Origin of the sequence: Pseudomonas sp. PA-7-1E (genome assembly GCF_021605325.1) — a bacterium.
In the GTDB taxonomy this organism is placed as follows: domain Bacteria; phylum Pseudomonadota; class Gammaproteobacteria; order Pseudomonadales; family Pseudomonadaceae; genus Aquipseudomonas; species Aquipseudomonas fluorescens_BV.
Map to the genome: position 1 here is coordinate 69,746 of NZ_WKFA01000023.1, position 16,876 is coordinate 86,621.

General features: G+C 60.4%; 19 protein-coding genes. 12 read left to right on the top strand and 7 right to left on the bottom strand.

Translation table 11 applies throughout. The features are described from left to right. Positions 1-45 precede the first annotated feature (45 nt). The 4 genes from GIW79_RS16630 to GIW79_RS16645 all read left to right on the top strand — a co-directional run bounded on the left by GIW79_RS16630 (position 46) and on the right by GIW79_RS16645 (position 2,713). On the top strand, positions 46-768 hold the full coding sequence (locus GIW79_RS16630; protein ID WP_054918163.1) for a substrate-binding periplasmic protein: 723 nt from the start codon (positions 46-48) through the stop codon (positions 766-768). Positions 769-897: 129 nt separating this feature from the next. After that, on the top strand, positions 898-1,515 hold the full coding sequence (gene ribA, locus GIW79_RS16635) for a GTP cyclohydrolase II (RefSeq protein ID WP_005791841.1): 618 nt from the start codon (positions 898-900) through the stop codon (positions 1,513-1,515). Next, a complete protein-coding gene (locus GIW79_RS16640; protein ID WP_044269046.1) occupies positions 1,512-1,931 on the top strand; it encodes a hypothetical protein in 420 nt (139 codons plus the stop codon). The genes ribA and GIW79_RS16640 overlap by 4 nt, the downstream gene beginning before the upstream one ends. Further along, positions 1,928-2,713, top strand: a complete 786-nt coding sequence (locus GIW79_RS16645; RefSeq protein ID WP_236453010.1) for a cobalamin-binding protein — start codon at positions 1,928-1,930, stop codon at positions 2,711-2,713. The genes GIW79_RS16640 and GIW79_RS16645 overlap by 4 nt, the downstream gene beginning before the upstream one ends. An 88-nt stretch (positions 2,714-2,801) precedes the next feature. Here the strand turns inward: GIW79_RS16645 and GIW79_RS16650 are convergent, their stop codons facing one another. The 6 genes from GIW79_RS16650 to GIW79_RS16675 all read right to left on the bottom strand — a co-directional run bounded on the left by GIW79_RS16650 (position 2,802) and on the right by GIW79_RS16675 (position 9,032). Continuing rightward, positions 2,802-4,676 carry a TonB-dependent receptor domain-containing protein gene (locus GIW79_RS16650; RefSeq protein WP_197900752.1) on the bottom strand — a complete coding sequence of 625 codons (1,875 nt, stop codon included), beginning with the start codon at positions 4,674-4,676 and terminating at the stop codon, positions 2,802-2,804. Between the two features lie 137 nt (positions 4,677-4,813). After that, the gene (gene dxs / locus GIW79_RS16655) at positions 4,814-6,712 is read right to left on the bottom strand and encodes a 1-deoxy-D-xylulose-5-phosphate synthase (RefSeq protein WP_057975577.1); all 1,899 of its coding nucleotides are present in this window, start codon (positions 6,710-6,712) and stop codon (positions 4,814-4,816) included. 110 nt (positions 6,713-6,822) lie between these two features. Then, positions 6,823-7,710 (bottom strand): (2E,6E)-farnesyl diphosphate synthase, encoded by an 888-nt coding sequence (gene ispA / locus GIW79_RS16660; RefSeq protein WP_034126861.1) that lies wholly within the window; start codon positions 7,708-7,710, stop codon positions 6,823-6,825. Continuing rightward, entirely contained in the window at positions 7,707-7,949 is a 243-nt protein-coding gene (locus tag GIW79_RS16665) for an exodeoxyribonuclease VII small subunit (RefSeq protein WP_003194556.1), read from the bottom strand. The genes ispA and GIW79_RS16665 overlap by 4 nt, the downstream gene beginning before the upstream one ends. 122 nt (positions 7,950-8,071) lie before the next feature. Beyond that, positions 8,072-8,449, bottom strand: a complete 378-nt coding sequence (locus GIW79_RS16670; protein ID WP_054896931.1) for a MerR family transcriptional regulator — start codon at positions 8,447-8,449, stop codon at positions 8,072-8,074. Continuing rightward, a complete protein-coding gene (locus tag GIW79_RS16675) occupies positions 8,388-9,032 on the bottom strand; it encodes an NAD(P)H-dependent oxidoreductase (protein ID WP_236453013.1) in 645 nt (214 codons plus the stop codon). The genes GIW79_RS16670 and GIW79_RS16675 overlap by 62 nt, the downstream gene beginning before the upstream one ends. Positions 9,033-9,592: 560 nt before the next feature. On the opposite strand from GIW79_RS16675, the gene GIW79_RS16685 reads away from it, so the two are divergent. The 8 genes from GIW79_RS16685 (at position 9,593) to GIW79_RS16720 (ending at position 15,718) form a co-directional block, all read left to right on the top strand. Then, positions 9,593-10,174, top strand: a complete 582-nt coding sequence (locus GIW79_RS16685) for a YjfI family protein (protein ID WP_057975574.1) — start codon at positions 9,593-9,595, stop codon at positions 10,172-10,174. Positions 10,175-10,191: 17 nt separating this feature from the next. Next, the gene (locus GIW79_RS16690) at positions 10,192-10,890 is read left to right on the top strand and encodes a PspA/IM30 family protein (protein ID WP_057975573.1); all 699 of its coding nucleotides are present in this window, start codon (positions 10,192-10,194) and stop codon (positions 10,888-10,890) included. A gap of 156 nt (positions 10,891-11,046) precedes the next feature. Beyond that, a complete protein-coding gene (locus GIW79_RS16695) occupies positions 11,047-11,607 on the top strand; it encodes a rhomboid family intramembrane serine protease (RefSeq protein WP_054896928.1) in 561 nt (186 codons plus the stop codon). Between the two features lie 72 nt (positions 11,608-11,679). Then, positions 11,680-12,714, top strand: a complete 1,035-nt coding sequence (locus tag GIW79_RS16700) for an ion channel (RefSeq protein ID WP_198791690.1) — start codon at positions 11,680-11,682, stop codon at positions 12,712-12,714. Next, complete coding sequence (locus GIW79_RS16705) at positions 12,701-13,375, top strand: DUF2491 family protein (protein ID WP_060764033.1); 675 nt, start codon at positions 12,701-12,703, stop codon at positions 13,373-13,375. The genes GIW79_RS16700 and GIW79_RS16705 overlap by 14 nt, the downstream gene beginning before the upstream one ends. Before the next feature lie 16 nt (positions 13,376-13,391). Next, positions 13,392-13,820 carry a DUF350 domain-containing protein gene (locus GIW79_RS16710; protein WP_003194539.1) on the top strand — a complete coding sequence of 143 codons (429 nt, stop codon included), beginning with the start codon at positions 13,392-13,394 and terminating at the stop codon, positions 13,818-13,820. An 18-nt stretch (positions 13,821-13,838) separates the two neighbouring features. Next, positions 13,839-14,549, top strand: coding sequence for a DUF1190 domain-containing protein (locus GIW79_RS16715; protein WP_181125279.1), 711 nt, complete (start codon positions 13,839-13,841; stop codon positions 14,547-14,549). Positions 14,550-14,560: 11 nt separating this feature from the next. Beyond that, complete coding sequence (locus tag GIW79_RS16720) at positions 14,561-15,718, top strand: glutathionylspermidine synthase family protein (RefSeq protein WP_236453015.1); 1,158 nt, start codon at positions 14,561-14,563, stop codon at positions 15,716-15,718. A gap of 131 nt (positions 15,719-15,849) precedes the next feature. Here GIW79_RS16720 and ycaC read toward each other — a convergent pair whose 3' ends face one another. Continuing rightward, positions 15,850-16,482, bottom strand: a complete 633-nt coding sequence (gene ycaC / locus GIW79_RS16725; RefSeq protein ID WP_014720109.1) for an isochorismate family cysteine hydrolase YcaC — start codon at positions 16,480-16,482, stop codon at positions 15,850-15,852. Positions 16,483-16,876 lie beyond the last annotated feature (394 nt).

Sequence of the window (16,876 nt, forward strand, 5' to 3'; positions counted from 1 at the left end):
CTGCGCTACCCTTTAGACGATTATCCCGAGTAAGAGGCCGTGACTATGGCTGCATGCCGCTGGCTGCTGATCGTGCTGTGTTCCTTCGTTTCCCTGGCCCAGGCGGACACTCCCGTGCCCGGTAAAATCGTGCTGGCCAGTGAGGAGTGGAACGACTACACCAACAGAGATGGTAGCGGCCTGGCCTGGGACCTGCTGCGCCGCGTCTTCGAGCCAGCAGGCATTACCCTGGAAACTCGCAGCGTGCCCTATACCCGATCGGTCGGCCTGGCCCAGCGTGGTGAGGCGGATGGTTGTGTCGGCACCTACCGCGATGAGGTCAGCGCAGTGCTGTACCCGCGCTGGAACTTCGACGCCGATCATGTCTACGCTCTCGGGCTGGCAACTTCACCCACGCCGACGTTGGCGACCCTGGGCAACTACCGCCTGGCCTGGGTGCGCGGCTATAAATACGAGGAATACCTGCCCACCGTGCGCCGCTTCAACCAGATCGAGCGGCGCAGCGGCATTCTGCCAATGCTGCAACACGGCCGTGCCGATTTTTATATCGACGCCCTCACCGAAGCCAAATACGTGCTCAGCCAGGCGCAAGACCCGGCGCTGTTCAAACTCACCCATATTGCTGAATTACCGCTCTACGTAGGCTTTGCCGACACCGAGCGCGGCAGGGCATTGATGGCCGTGTATGACCAGCGTTTGGGTATCCTGGTCCAGACCGGTGAGTTGAAAGCGATATTCGAACGCTGGAAACAGCCGTATCCGTTCTGACGCCCATAGAACTGACTCAAAGGCCAATCGAACCTATTGATCTTTATCAGCGATAATTCAGCTTAAGCGTCTGTAGGAACGTGCTGTTACAATGCCCGCCTCTGTGAAATCTGAAATCAGGAGCACACGGTGCCCGTCGTTTTCGTCGCCGCTTCCAAGCTGCCTACCCCTTTTGCCACGTTCACCATGAACGGCTTTCTTGAAGAAGCCACCGGGCGCGAGCACGTTGTGCTCAGCCTCGGCGACATCACCGATGGCGCGCCGGTGCTGGGGCGTGTGCATTCCGAGTGCCTGACCGGCGATGCGCTGTTCAGCCAGCGCTGTGACTGCGGCTCGCAACTGGAGGCCGCACTGCAGGCCATCGCCCGTGAAGGGCGTGGCGTGCTGCTGTACTTGCGCCAGGAAGGCCGGGGCATTGGCCTGTTGAACAAGATCCGCGCCTACGAACTGCAAGATGGCGGCGCCGACACCGTGGAGGCCAACGAGCGCCTGGGCTTTGCTGCCGACCAGCGCGACTACGCCATCTGCCTGCCGATGCTCGAGCACCTGGGGGTCAAATCCCTGCGCCTGATGACCAACAACCCCCGAAAGGTCAAAGCCTTGACCGAGATGGGCATCACCGTGGCCGAGCGCGTACCACTGCACACCGGGCATAACCCGCACAACAAACTCTACCTGGCCACCAAAGCCAGCAAGCTCGATCACATGATGGGCAACGAGCACCAGGGCGAGGTCGACCGCGCGTGACCCGTGGCCAGGTGAAACGGCGACTGTCCTTCAACTGGTGGCAGTACCTGGCCCTGGCGTTGCTGCCCTTGTTCGTGATCAACCTGCTGTTTGGCCGTGCTGAATCCTTGTTGCCCGTATTGGCCATGCCGTTCTTCATCGCCGGCGTGGCCTCGATGTTTCTCAGCCTGCGTTATTTTCACGCCTACAAACACGCGCTGATCGCCACCTCCAAAGCCCTTGATACTGCTGAAGAGCCCGCAGCCTGGATCACCCTGGCGGCGCGTCGGCGCACGGCGTTGCTGGTTGCAGCGTTACCGGCCTGGATCGGTGCGCTGGCGGTGTTCGTCGGCCTGGAGGCGGTGCCGCTGTTTCTGTTGGCGCTGTCGACGCTGGTGCTGTTCTACCTCTATCGCATACCGCGTCAGTTGGGATGAAGCGCTATTGGCTGGCGCTGCTGCTGGTAGTCAGTGCCCAGGCGTTGGCGGTCGAGCGGGTTGTCAGCCTGGCGCCGTCACTGTCCGAAATCGTGCTTGAGCTGGGTGCCGAGGACTTGCTGGTCGGCGTGCTTGACGGTGGTGACCGCCCGGCGGCGTTGGCGAAGGTGCCCTCGGTCGGGCACTACGGCCAGTTGGACATGGAGCGCCTGCTCAGCCTCAAGCCCGACTTGATCCTGCTGTGGCCTGGCAGCGTCGGCCCGGCCCAGCGCGAGCAGCTCCAGCGGTTGAATATCCCGGTGTACGTCGCCGAACCCCACAGCCTTGAACAACTGACAGCCCAGGTGCAGGCCATTGCCGAGCAATTGGGCCGCGCTGAGGCAGGGCACCCGCTCGCGGCACAACTGCGTCAGCGCTTGGCCGAGTTGCGCCAGCGCTACCAGCGGGTCGAGCCGCTGCGAGTGTTCTACCAAGTGTGGAACCAGCCGCTGTACACCGTGGGCGGTGGGCAGATCATCAGCGATGCCCTCAGCGTGTGCGGGGCGCGCAATGTGTTTGATGACCTGAAGTTGCCGGCGCCGCAGGTGAATATCGAATCGGTGCTGGCGCGAGACCCCGAGGTGATCCTGGTGGGGGATCAGGCTCAGAAGGAGGCCTGGAAGGCATGGCCAGCGATGGCGGCTCGGGTACGGTTAGTGCCGGACAAGGGCCTGGAACGGCCCAGCGGGCAGATGCTGGAGGCGGTAGGGCGGTTGTGCCAGGTGATTGCGCCGAACCTGTGACAACGCTATCGCAGGCAAGCCAGCCCACAATTGAAATGCATTCTCCTGTGGGAGCTGGCTTGCCTGCGATGACGCCGGATCAGGCTACTTAGATCTCAGGGGTCCACGTCACCCCAACCATCCACACCCGACCTTCTTCACGATAATTCTGGCTTTCCCCGAGGTAGCTGTACTTCGCCCGTGCGTAAGACTTGTCCAGCACGTTATCCACCTTCAACGACAACGACACCTCCCGGTTCAACGCCCAACTACTGCGCAGCCCCAACAAGGCATAACCGCCCAGACGGTTGCGGTTGGCTTCATCGTCGTAGCTGCTGCTGATCGCTTGCCAGCTGGCGCCGAGACCGAGTTGATCAAATTGCCGGTCCAGATCCAGGTTCACCGTTCGCCGGGCGCGACGTGCCAGGGTGTGGCCGTTGTCACGGTCACGCGGGTCGATAAGCGACAGGCCCAGGTTGCCCTGCCAGCCAAACAGTTCCTGCTTGAGCGCCGCTTCAAAGCCGTTGATCCGCGCCGACGCCACGTTTTGCGGCTTGCCAGCGTCAAGGATAATCGCGTCGCTCAGGTCGGTGCGATACAGCGAGGCTTCCAGGCGCGTGCTGTCGCTCAGTTGGCTGCGCCATTGCAGCTCGTAGCTCTTTGATGTCTCGGGCTGCAGGTTGGGGTTGCTGTACTGGGTGTCGGGGTAATAGAGGTCGTTGAAGGTCGGCGCGCGAAAGCCTTCGCTGTAGCTCAAGAGCAGGTCATTGTCAGGGTTGACCGGCAAGGTCAGGGTGCCGCTCCAACTGTTCTGGCCGCCGAACTGCTGGTTCTGGTCGCGGCGCAGGCCCAGCTCGGTGGAAAACCACTGGCTATGGAAGCGATGCTGCACGAAAGCTGCCCGGTTCCAGCGGCTGTTCTCGGTAAAGGTGGTAGAACCTTGGAAACGGTCTTCGTACCAGTCGCCGCCGACGATCAGGCTGTTTTGCTCATCCAGGGTCAGGTCGTTCTGCCAATTGACCGAGTCGCGGTAGGTGTTGAATGCACTGTAATCATCGCTGAGGGTATCGCGCTTGGTGTCGCGGTTTTCACTGTGGCCCAGCTCCAGGCGCGACTGCCAGTTGTCATTGAGCTTGGCATCGAGATAGCCGCTGGCGCTGCTCACGGTGTAGTCGGTGTAGGGTTTCTGGCCCAGGCTCTGCCCGGTGGCGCCGTCGTAGCGGCCATAACTGTTGTCGTACTCCGACTTGCCACGGTTATCCAACAGGTTGAAGCCCGCCTCCAGCTCATCGCTGAACGAATGGCTGAGGTTCAGGCTGATGGACTGGTTGCGGTAGGCATCATGGTCGCCGTCACTGGGAAACGACGCGTGGCTCGCGTTGATACCGGTGGTTTCATCCAGGCTCGCGCCCAGGTTGAAACGCGTGTGTTCATCGCCGCCCGACAGGCCCAGGCTGCGCTCCCAGGTCTGGTTGCTGCCAAAGCCAAGTTTCAAGCGCGGCTGCAAGCCTTGCTCGGCATTGCGCCGGGTGAACACCTGAATCACCCCGCCAATCGCATCGCTGCCGTAAATCACCGAACGTGAACCGCGCAGCACTTCCACCCGTTCAATCTGATCGACGTTGAGGTATTGCAAGCCGCTGTCGCCGGAGGTGGTGTTGGCGATGCGTTGGCCGTCCACCAGCACCAGGCTCTGCGCCGACTTGGTGCCGCGAATGAAAATCCCCGGCAAACTGCCACGCCCACCGGTTGGCGCAACTTGCACGCCCGGCACGCGGCTGAGCAGGTCGGTGACACTGGTGGGCTGAAGGCGGTCGATGTCGGCGCGGGTGAATACGGTGTTGGCGGCGCTGCTGTCATTACGCGCCTGGACTTGGCGGTTGGCGCTGATGACCACGTCGGAGAGCTTCAGGGCCTGGTCGCGGGTGTCGGCGAGCAGGTCAGCGCAGGGTAGCAGCAGCAGGGCAAGGCACAGGCGTTTCATGGGCTGTCCATAGCATTCGAAGGTCATGCAAAACCACTGTGGGAGCTGGCTTGCCTGCGATAGCGGTGTATCTGACACATTGTTAGCGAATGTGCCGCCGTCATCGCAGGCAAGCCAGCTCCCACATTTGGGGCAGATTACAGATTCAGTAGCGCCAGGCGCTCGCGAACGGACGCCTCGATACCCGCCTCATCCAACCCGCATTCAGCCAGCATCTGCGCCGGCTTGGCGTGCTCAACGTATACATCCGGCAAGCCCAGGTGCAGCACCGACTTGAGGATATTCTCCCGCGCCAGGAACTCGCTGACCGCCGCACCGGCGCCGCCCATGATGGCGTTCTCTTCGACGGTCACCAGCAGCTCATGGCCAGCGGCGATCTCGCGCACCAACGCGTCATCCAGTGGCTTGACGAACCGCATGTCGACCACGGTAGCGTCGATCTTCTCAGCGACTTTCAAGGCTTCGGCCAGTTGTACGCCAAACACCAGGAACGCGGTTTTGCTGCCTTGGCGACGTACGATGCCTTTACCGATTTCAATCGGCTCCAGATCTTTTTCGATCACGGCGTTCGGGCCGGTGCCGCGCGGGTACCGCACAGCGGCCGGGCCGTTGTACAGGTGGCCGGTGCTGAGCATCTTGCGCAGTTCGTTCTCGTCGCTCGGAGTCATCACCAGCATGCCGGGGATGCAGCGCAGGTACGAGAGGTCGAAACTGCCGGCATGGGTCGGGCCGTCTTCGCCTACCAGGCCGGCGCGATCGATGGCGAACAGCACATCGAGGTTCTGCACCGCCACATCGTGAACCAGCTGGTCATAACCGCGTTGCAGGAAGGTGGAGTAGATCGCCACTACTGGCTTGGCGCCTTCGCAGGCCATGCCGGCCGCGAAGGTAACGGCGTGTTGCTCGGCAATCGCCACGTCGAAGTAACGCAGCGGGAAACGCTCGCTGAACGCCACCAGATCGGAGCCTTCCTTCATCGCCGGGGTAACCCCTACCAGACGCGGGTCGGCGGCGGCCATGTCGCACAGCCATTCGCCAAACACCCCGGAATACTTCGGCCCGCTGGCTTTTTTCGGCGCGGCGGCGGGGGCATCGAGGGGTTCGAGCTTGGTGATCGCGTGGTAACCAATCGGGTCGACTTCCGCCGGAGCGAAACCTTTGCCTTTTTTGGTGACGATATGCAGGAATTGCGGGCCCTTGAGGTCGCGCATGTTGCGCAACGTGGCGATCAGGGTGGGCAGGTCGTGGCCGTCGATAGGGCCGATGTAGTTCCAGCCCAGCTCTTCGAACAGGGTGCCGGGTACCAGCATGCCCTTGGCGTATTCTTCGGTGCGACGCGCGATTTCCCACGCGCCAGGCAGGCGCGACAGCACTTTCTTGCTGCCTTCGCGCATGCTGGCGTAGGTACGGCTGGAGAGGATCTTCGCCAGGTAATTGGACAGGCCACCCACGTTGCGCGAAATCGACATGTCGTTGTCGTTGAGGATCACCAACATGTTGGCGTCCACTTCCGGCGCATGGTTCAGCGCTTCGAAGGCCATGCCTGCGGTCAGCGCGCCATCACCAATCACCGCAATCGCCTTGCGCTCACTGCCTTGCAGGCGGGCGGCAATCGCCATGCCCAGCGCTGCACTGATGGACGTGCTGGAGTGGCCGACGCCAAAGGTGTCGTACTCGCTCTCGGAACGGCGCGGGAAGGCGGCCAGGCCGTCCTTCTGGCGCAGGCTGGCCATGCGCTCGCGACGGCCGGTGAGGATTTTATGCGGATACGCCTGGTGGCCCACGTCCCACACCAGCCGGTCGTCCGGGGTGTCGAACACGTAATGCAAGGCGATGGTCAGCTCGATCACGCCCAGCCCGGCGCCAAAATGCCCACCGGTCTGGCCGACCGTGTAGAGCAATTCCAGGCGCAGCTCATCGGCCAGGGTTTCCAGCTCGGCTTCACCCAGTCGACGCAGGCCGTCCGGCGTGGCAGCACGGTCGAGCAGGGGCGTAGACGGGCGTTTGCGGGGAATCTCTTGAAACGTCGTGGGCATCAGGCGAATCGTTATAGGTATAGAAGAGGCGGCAGTTTACCTCAAGCCGTGCAAACTGCCCACGCAGAGGGCCTAACTTGGCCGATATGCGGCGCAAATGGCCGCGGCTGTCAGTGGCGACGTTCGACGATATACCGCGCCAGGTCACGCAGTGGCTCGGCCGCCGCGTCGAAAGGTCGCAGGGCATCCAGGGCCTGGTCGCGCAGCTCGACGGCATACGCCTTGGCGGCTTGCAGCCCCAGCAATGCAGGATAAGTCGGCTTGTCCCGTGCGATATCGGCGCCTTGGCGTTTGCCGAGGGTGGCGGTATCACTTTCCACGTCGAGAATATCGTCCTGCACCTGGAAGGCCAGGCCGATAGCGCGGGAGTAGGTCTGCAGGGCCGCCAATTGCTCGGCGCCGGCGCGGCCACTGGCCAGGGCGCCCAACTGCACGGCCGCCTCAATCAGCGCGCCGGTCTTGTGGCGATGCATGTGTTCCAAGGCTTTTTGATCCAGCTTGAGGCTGACCGAGCCCATGTCGATGGCTTGCCCGCCGACCATGCCAGCCGGGCCTGCGGCGTGGGCCAAGGCGGTGACCATGCGCAGGCGGATCTCGGCGTTGACGCTGCTCAAGCGCGGGTCCAGCAATGCGCTGAACGCCAGGCTCTGCAAGCCATCTCCGGCCAGAATTGCGTAGGCCTCATCGAAGGCTTTGTGGGTGGTGGGCTGGCCGCGACGCAAATCATCGTCGTCCATTGCCGGTAAGTCGTCGTGCACCAGGGAATAGGCGTGGATCAACTCGACCGCACAGGCCGCACCATTCGCCTCGGCTGCCGGCGCCCCGAGAGCTTCGCAGGCGGCATAGGCCAGCAACGGGCGCACACGCTTGCCGCCATTCATCACGCTGTAGCGCATGGCCTCATAGAGGCGCGTCATTTCCGGGCTTGGCGCAACAAACAGGGGCTCCAGCGCGGCATTCACCCGGGCTTGGCTACTGGCCTGGTATGCGCTGATCATTCCGGCTGTTCCGCATCGAAAGGCTCTTCGGCCAACTCCCCGTCACGCTCCAGCAACACCTGGACCTTCTGCTCCGCCTGCGCCAACGCGCTCTGACAGTCGCGGGTCAGGCCGATGCCTTGCTCAAACGCTGTCAACGAGTCTTCCAGCGACAACTCGCCGTTCTCCAGACGCTCGACCAGGGCTTGCAGGTCGGCGAGGGATTGTTCGAAATCGAGTGCAACTTTTTTGCGGGCCATGGCGGCAATTCCGGTAGACGGTAAACCGGCGCGACACTAGCAGACATGGGGGATTGGGGCAAATGAGTGGCGCACACACGGTGGTGTAAGCCGATTGATGAGTTTATTCGGCTCACCGAGTCTCAGCTTGCCTTCGTGGCGACCGAGCACTCCCCCTGCGCCGCTTTCAATTGGGCCTCGAAGACCAATAAACCCCGATGCATATTCTGCAATGCCACAATTTGCATGGCTAACGCTTGCTTCTTATTGGCGATGGCTTGATCAGCCTTGTCCCAAGGAAGCGCGTCACCCTCGTACCCCTGCAAAATCTCCTGTAATTCCTTGAGCTTGAACCCCAGCTGTTGCGCGCACTTTATAAACATCAGCCGCTCGACACTCTGCGCGGTATAAACGCGATAACCGCCCTCACGCGCAGGTGCTGGCATCAGCCCGATCGCCTCATAGTGACGAATCGCCTTGATGGTCGTGCCGGACAACTGCGCGGCTTTGCCGATGTACATGAAAACTCCCTTTTTCAAATAGTGCGCCGGCCTGTTTCAGCCACTTGGCCCGCTGCGTCAGCGAAGAGCCCAGCACCGGCCCCAACAGCAGCGTCTTGCTCGTCGCGATGCCGCACAGCGCCAGCGTGGTGCGCCGCATTTGGTGGATGGCCGGCATGCGATAAACCCAGCGGTAATACCACGACGGCGTGTCCAGGGTCACTAACAAGTGCGCGGTTCTGCCCTTTAATAACTTGTCTGGGAATGCCTTGCCTGCGCGGTATTTGAAGGCAAAGCCGGGTAGGAAAACGCGGTCGATAAAGCCCTTCATCAGTGCCGGGACACCGCCCCACCAGACAGGGAACACCCACGCCAGGTGCTCGGCCCAAAGGATGTCGGACTGGGCGCTGAGCAAGTCGGGCTCCAGCGTCTGTGCCTGGGTATAGCCATGATTAAGGATGGGGTCGAACCTGAGATCACCCAGGCGCAGGACGCGGACTTCGTGGCCGGCCGTTTTCGCAGCGTGGATATAGGTGCGCGCGAGGGCGGAACAAAAGCTATCGGAGGACGGGTGGCCGAGAATGACCAGAATGCGCTGACTCATGGTGATAAGTTCTGAGAAAAGGGCATTCAGGGTAGGGGGTGCCGTATAGGGGAGAGTCAAGTGCCAGCAGGACCTTTATGTGAGGTACGCGGGACCCTTCCTGAACTGTTCTCGAATGCTTGTGACGGTACTGTGGGCTGGCTAGCCTGCCTTCCCTGACATCAGGGTTCTTCGCCGCGCGATTTCAAGTACAGGCGTGCTTTTGCTAAGGCGTGGTCGGATTCGGAAAATTGTGCAACAGGCTGCTGCACAATTGTCTTGGTGCCATCAAGTCGCGCTTTTGGACAAACTTCCCGGCAGACGAGCAAATCGAGCGAGAGTTGGCGGGGTAGCCAGGGGCTTTTCGGTGGTTGAAAAATGTAAGGAAAAATCTCACGCGTGAGCTATTGAGTACCTTGCGGATTGCCTGTAGATTTTCTCACGCGTGAGTTTTTCACAGCGAGGTCAGTACCATGAACAGCAGCTCTCCATCGAGCCCATCAACTGGGCCCGATACCGATTCAACAAGCCTCAAGGGAGAGCGCTTGAAGCCGTCCGCAAAAAAGCCGTCGAGCTTTTACATGAAGCAGATGCGTGCGGGGCTGGCGGCGGCCGGTTATGTGAAACACGAGACTTGGGTGCTTCCCGAAAACCGAAGCCTGCTCAAGCAAATGGAGAAACAGCTACGCCAACCGATCCTGGCTGGCTCATTCATGTCGGAGAATTTCATGAGCGCAGGTACCAACTGGAATATCGATCGCCTCTTCAGTGCTCTTCAGGCGCTGGATGACGTGACGTCCAATGACATTACGCTTTCTCTCGTCCAAGGCTCCGAGTCCAGCATCAAGATGGAGATGAACGACTTTGGTGGCTTGCCGATTTACATCGCGGTGGTGGGCGAGCAAATCATCGTGGATACCGTCCTGGTCGACGCCGAGTCCATCAACGATGTCGCGAAATTCAACGACGCCGTGCTGCGCAGCCGGGAGATGTTCCCGTTGTCGTCCATCGGTATCGAGTCCATGCCGAACGGGCAGGTGGTTTACAACATGTTCGGTGCGCTCAGCTCCGACTCCAGCCTGACCAACATCGTGACCGAGGTGAAAACCCTGGTTGATAACGTGCAGCGCGCCAGCGAAGCCTTCGAACGTTTCTTCATTTAATTATTCGGGAAAATCCAATGACTCAGTCCATCTGGAGCAAATTGTTCACCGCGTTGCGTGGCGGTGCCAGCGAAGTCGGCGAATCGATCGTCGACCAACAGGCCCTGCGCATCCTCGACCAGGAAATTCGCGATGCCGACAGCGCCTTGGCCAACGCCAAGCGTGAATTGGTAAGCATCATGGCCAAGCACAAACTGGCGGCTGATCGCGTTGGCGAGTACGACGCCAAGATCAAAGACCTGGAATCCAAGGCGATGGCCGCTATCCAGGCCAACCGTGAAGACCTCGCCCTGGAAGTGGCCGAAGCCATTTCGACCCTGACCAACGAGCGGGACGTGGAGCAAAAGCAGACCACCGAGTTCGGTGGGTACGCTGAAAGCATGCGCAAAGACATCACCAAGGCCGAGAGCCGCATCAAAAGCCTGCGCCAGCAAGTGGACATGGCCAAGGCTCGCGACAGCGTGCAAAAGGCCCAGGTCAGTGCCTCCATTGCCAGCGGTGGTGCCAACGGCAAGCTGGAAACCGCCGTCGGTACGCTCAACCGCTTGCAGGCCAAGCAGCAGCAACGTGCCGCTGAGCTGCAAGCTCAGGATGAGCTGGCTGATGCGTCAACGGGCACGGACCTGGAGCGCAAACTGCGCGATGCCGGCATCACGCCGAACGAAGGCAGTGCCAATGCGATTCTGGAGCGTCTGAAGCAAAAGTCGGCTGAGTAATCAACGCAGGTCAGTTAAGCCTGCAACTCTGTGGGGAGGGAGCTTGCTCCCGCTGGGCTGCGCAGCAGTCCTGTTTTTGGGGCCGCTTTGCGCCCCAGCGGGAGCAAGCTCCCTCGCCACAGTCGCAGTGCCTTTCTTTTGTATGTTGAGGTCAGGATGAACGCCTTGAAGGGTTTCAAGACAATCGCAGGCCTGGCCCTCTTCATGGTCGCGCTGCAACTGCTCAATGTGGCGACCGGTTACAGCCTCATGGCATTCGGGCTAATCCCGAGAACGGTGCAGGGTCTGTTCGGCATCCTCTCCTCGCCGTTTTTGCACGCCTCCTTCGCCCACCTGAGCGCCAACCTGATTGCCTTTGTGATCCTGGGTTCTCTGGTCATCATCGAAGGGGTCAACCGGTTCATCGCCGTCAGCGCCATCATCATTCTGCTGGGCGGCTTGTTGGTCTGGCTGTTTGGTTTTTCGGGCGTACACGTCGGCGCCAGCGGTTGGGTGTTCGGGCTATGGGCCTATCTGCTGTCTCGCGCCTGGTTTCACAGAAGCTGGGGCAATTTGCTAACAGCCGCTGTCGTGGCTTTGCTGTATGGCGGACTGGTCGTGGGCTTCCTTCCGCGGCAGGGCGTTTCCTTCGAAGGGCATCTGTTTGGTGCGCTCGCCGGATTTATTGCAGCCAAGGTACTTCTATCCACGCCGCGCAGCGGGTTTAATGCCGGGTGAACGCACTTGAGCATCCAGACGCCGAGGCGATGCTGTCGTCAGGATTCAAGCACCCAGGGAGCCAGGGGCCAAATGTCGATTTTCCTACTGTTACGCATGTACGCCTCGTCCCTCTTTCACCGCTTCGGTTGGGCAGGGCTGATCGTTGCCTTGGGTGTCCACCTGAGCACGGCTTACCTGGGCCTGGTGTTGCTGGGCGAACAACACCTCACCGCTCCCGCCACGTTTATCTACTTCTACCTCACCACCACACTCACCGTCGGCTATGGCGACCTCGCGCCGCAGACCTCGGCGGGACGAATTTTCGTGGCGACCTGGGTCATGCTCGGGGGCATTGCGCTGCTCACGGCCGCCATCGGCAAAACCACCAGCAGTGTTATCGATGCATGGAGAAAAGGCATGAAGGGCAAAGGTGATTTCACCGGCAAGGTCGGCCATACCGTGCTGATCGGCTGGGAGGGCGCGTCCAGCGAGCGGGTGATTGAATTGTTGCTGCAAGACGAAACCTCGAACGACAACCTGATCGTGATCTGCGATTGCAGCCTTGAAGAAAATCCGATGCCGGGCAAAGCAGCGTTCATCCGCGGCGAAAGCCTGTCTTCCACCGCACTGTTGCTGCGTGCCGGTGTGCCCGGTGCCGAGCGTGTGCTGGTGCGAACCCCGTCTGATGACCTGACGCTGGCCACCGTGCTGGCGGTGAATCAACTGAGCCCCGTCGGGCATGTGGTCGCCCACTTCAACGAAAGTGAAATCGCTGCACTGGCCAGCTCCTACGCCCCGCGCCTGGAATGCACGTCCAGCATGGCTATCGAAATGCTGGTGCGCGCCTCTCAGGATCCGGGCTCGTCGGTGGTCATCAATGAGTTGCTGTGCGTGGGGCAGGGCGCCACCCAGTACCTGATGAAATTACCCGACGCCTTTGAGGCAACGTTCGGCGAGCTGTACACGCAGATGAAGGAGCGCCACAACGCCACCCTCATTGGCTATCGCGCCAAAGGTGTTCAGCAGCCGTCGATCAACCCGCCCAGTGCCACAGAGGTCAAAGGCGGCGAACTCTTCTACATCGCTTCCACTCGCCTTAAGGAAATCTCCCATGGGATGGCTTAAACAGTTGATGGGGCTTGAGGCCCCAAAAGCCACTACCGACTCGAGCCGAACCGCCAGCCCAAGCCTGCCTGCTACCGGTCCTTTGGGCCTGGCGCCGGGCAAGGGCGTGATGTTTGACACGACCCTGAAATTGCTGCTCGATGAAAAAACCAACGTGGTGATCCCCGGCTCCCAGGAAATCTGGAGCAATGGCACCATCGATCTTGGCCAGTCCACCTGGCTGTCGCGCTATTACATGAACGACGAAGATTATTGGTTGCAGGTGCACACCACCGGCCAGATAGCGGGCCAGGTCGAGTCAGTGATTCTGTTCAACTACCTCAGCTACGTCACCATCAGCAGTGAAGCGGAACTGCGCAGGCTGGCGGGCCCACAGAGCCTGATCGGGCTGCCGACCTACATCCACGACGGCGTCGAGTACTTCCGGGAGTGGGGCAGCGAGGACGGCCAGACCGAATTGGTGGCGATGAGCGAACAGGTCACCAGCCCAGAAGCCACCTACAGCGTCGAGCACCGTTCGATGCTATACGCCCGCGACACCGGCCTGACCGACCGTCGAGAGTTCCTGCTGTTCTCCGTCGAAGAAGATGCCGAAGGCACCATCAGCCTGAGCACATCCCTGGGCATTTCGCTGTACACCACCGACCTGACTACGCTCTAAAAAAAGGAAGCCGTCCATGCTAGAAGCACTCTCCATCTCCCTCAACAAAGCTGCGGTGCTCGGCTTTGTCCTCTACATCCTGGGGGCTGCGGTACTGTTCGCGCTGTTCCAGTTCATCTACACCCGCATCACCCCGCACAAGGAGTTCGAACTGATCCGTGCGGGCAACACCTCCGCAGCGGTCGCCCTGGGCGGTGCCATCGTCGGTTTCGCCATTCCGGCCAGCAATGTGATTGCCTACTCGATCAACGTTCTCGACTTCATCGTCTGGGCCGTGATCGCCGCCGTCGTCCAACTGCTGGCGTTCCTGCTGACCAGCCTGGTGCTCAAAGGCACGTCCGAGCGCATCAAGAAGGGCGAACTGGCGGCCGGTATCTACGTGGCCGCGGTGGCCATCAGCGTCGGCATGCTGAATGCCGCGTGCATGACGCCCACCTCGAACTGATTGCCCACGGAGCTCCCGATGAAACGAAGCAAGTACGTCCAGCTGTCGCTGGCAGCGTCGGTCGCCATGGCGATATCCGGCTGTGGCCCAACGGAAAAAACCTACGACCTGCAAAAGAAGTACAACTTCCAATCGGTACAGCAATGCGCCGATGAAAAACTTCCGGTAGACGTCTGCTCGGACGCCTACATGACGGCCATGGCCGAGCATCGCCGCATTGCGCCGGTGTATGACAGCCAGGCCGATTGCGACGCCGACTTTGTCGCTGATTGGTGCCAGCAAGACTCCACCGGCAAATTCATCCCGCGCTTGGGCGGTTTCGAACTGACCGCCGAAGGCCAGGTGACCCAATCCCAGGTCGACGCTGCCAATGCGCAAGCGGCCAATGCTCAGGCCAGCAGCGGCGGCTCAGGCTTCTCCACCAGCAGCCTGCTGACCGGCTTGCTGATCGGCAACATGCTGAGCAACAACCGCAACAGCTACCGTTCGGAACCGGTGTACCGCTATCGCGATGATCGCGGCAACTACGGTAATTCGACGCTCAACCAGCGCGTGTCCAATGGCGCGACCTTTGGCCGTTCCAATCAGGCCCGGTACGGCAGCAGCAATTACACCAACACGCTGCGCTCTTCACCTAAGTCGAGCTCGGTTTCATCGGCCACCTCCCGCGGCGGCTTCGGCAGCAAAGCCAGCGCACGCAGCGGCTGGGGCGGCGGGTCGAGCAGCTAAGGAAACCGGCCATGAAGAAGATCCAATGCGCAGAGCGTCATGACTGGAAACACACAGCCGAGAGTCTTGGCTTCCTGTTCCATACCATCGACGACGAACCTTACTGGGACGAAAGCGCGTACTACCAGTTCACGCTCAAACAAATCGAGCGCGACCTCGAAGACCCGACCACCGAGCTCCATGACATGTGCATGGACCTCGTCGCCCGCGTGGTCCACAGCGAAGAACTGCTTGAACGCCTGAGCATCCCCGCGCCGTTCTACGACATGATCCGAACCTCATGGCTCGAAGGCCACCCGCACCTGTACGGGCGCATGGACTTCTCCTACAACGGCAGCGGGCCCGCCAAGTTGCTGGAGCTCAACTACGACACCCCCACCAGCCTCTACGAAGCAGCTGCGTTTCAGTGGGGCTGGCTGGAACAATGCATCGAACGCGGCCTGCTGCCCAAGCACGCCGACCAGTTCAATAGCATCGACACCAAACTGCACCAGGCCTTCGCCCAACTGCAGGTCAACCAGCCGTTCTACTTCGCCTCGATGAAAGACTCCATCGAAGACAAAGGCACCACCGACTACCTGCGCCTGGTCGCCGAAAAGGTCGGCATCGAATCGCGCCACATCGACATCGAAGACATCGGCCTGACCAGCGAGGGCCGCTTCGTCGACCTTGAAGATCGCTGGATCCCCCACCTGTTCAAACTGCACGCCTGGGAGTTCATCTTCCACGAGCCCTTTGGTGCCGCGATTGCCAAGAGCGACACGCAGTTCTTCGAACCCGCGTGGAAATCCGTCCTCTCCAACAAAGGCATCCTGCCGCTGCTGTGGGAATTCAACCAAGGCCACCCCAACCTGCTCGCGTCCCACCTGGACACCGACCCAGGCAAGGCCGTGCCAAAAGGCTGGGTGCGCAAGCCGTTCTTCTCCCGGGAAGGCGCCAACATCGAACTACAAACCGCCGACGGCCTGATCGTAAAAGAAGACGGCCCCTACACGGATGCGCCATTCATCCTTCAGGAGTTCGCACCGCTGCCAAAATTTGGGGACAGCTACACGCTGATCGGCTCTTGGGTAATTGGCGACCAGGCCGCTGGCATAGGTGTGCGAGAGGACAATAGCTTGATCACCAAGGACTCAAGCCGGTTTCTGCCGCACTTGATCCTGGATTAAGGAAGTTGATCGTTCCCATGCTCCGCGTGGTAATGCATCCAGTGACGCTCCGCGTCACCCACACGCATCTCAATCTACGCCCATAAAAAAGCCTGCCTTTTCAGGCAGGCTCAATACGGAGCATGGCAGTCTTAGCTCTGGCGAGCAGACAGGGCCGAGTAGCTGTTCATCAAATTGCGATAGTTAGGAATCCGCTGGGACAACAAATTCCCCAGCCCTTCGATATCGTTGCGCCAGTCGCGGTGCAACTCACACGCCACCGAGAACCAGTTCATCAACTGTGCACCGGCCTGTGTCATCCGGCTCCACGCCGCCTGCTGCACCGTGGTGTTGAACGTGCCCGACGCATCCGTCACCACAAACACCTCAAACCCTTCCGCCAGCGCCGACAACGTCGGGAACGCCACACACACATCCGTCACCACACCGGCAATGATGATTTGCTTACGCCCCGTGGCCTTGATCGCCTTGACGAAATCCTCGTTGTCCCAGGCATTGATCTGACCAGGGCGAGCGATATACGGCGCGTCCGGGAACATCTCCTTCAACTCCGGCACCAGCGGGCCGTTAGGGCCTTGCTCGAAACTGGTGGTGAGGATGGTCGGCAAGTTGAAGAACTTGGCCAGGTCAGCCAGAGCCAGCACGTTGTTCTTGAACTCGTTGGGGGAGAAGTCCTGCACCAGGGAGATCAGGCCGGTCTGGTGATCGACCAGCAGAACAATGGCGTCGTCTTTGTTCAAGCGGTTGTAGGTTGCAGTGCTCATGGTTGAATCCTTTTTTGTTTAGGTTGGTTGGGCGTTGCGTTCAACATGGGCACAGATTAATGGGTGGGTGACGAGGGATAAATCGGGTGGAAGGAGTCTTACTGTCAACTTAAAAGAGACAGTTGTTGGCGCATAATGTTTGCATCGGATTGCTGCGCAAAGGATCCCCATCGCCTGCATCTTATGGTAGCTGTGCGCAGCACACCCTCGTGTGCGCCGGGTTCCAAGCGACCGGTGGACTAACTGCTTACGGCTGCCACCGTTTGTTTAGGGAAACTCTGAAGAAGACTTCCAGATTTTGGCAAAATACCCGGATTCCACCCGCTGAGTTTCCCCATGAAGCAGATGACCTTCGCTGACGCCGAGTACGCCGGTAAGCGCAAACAAACCCGCA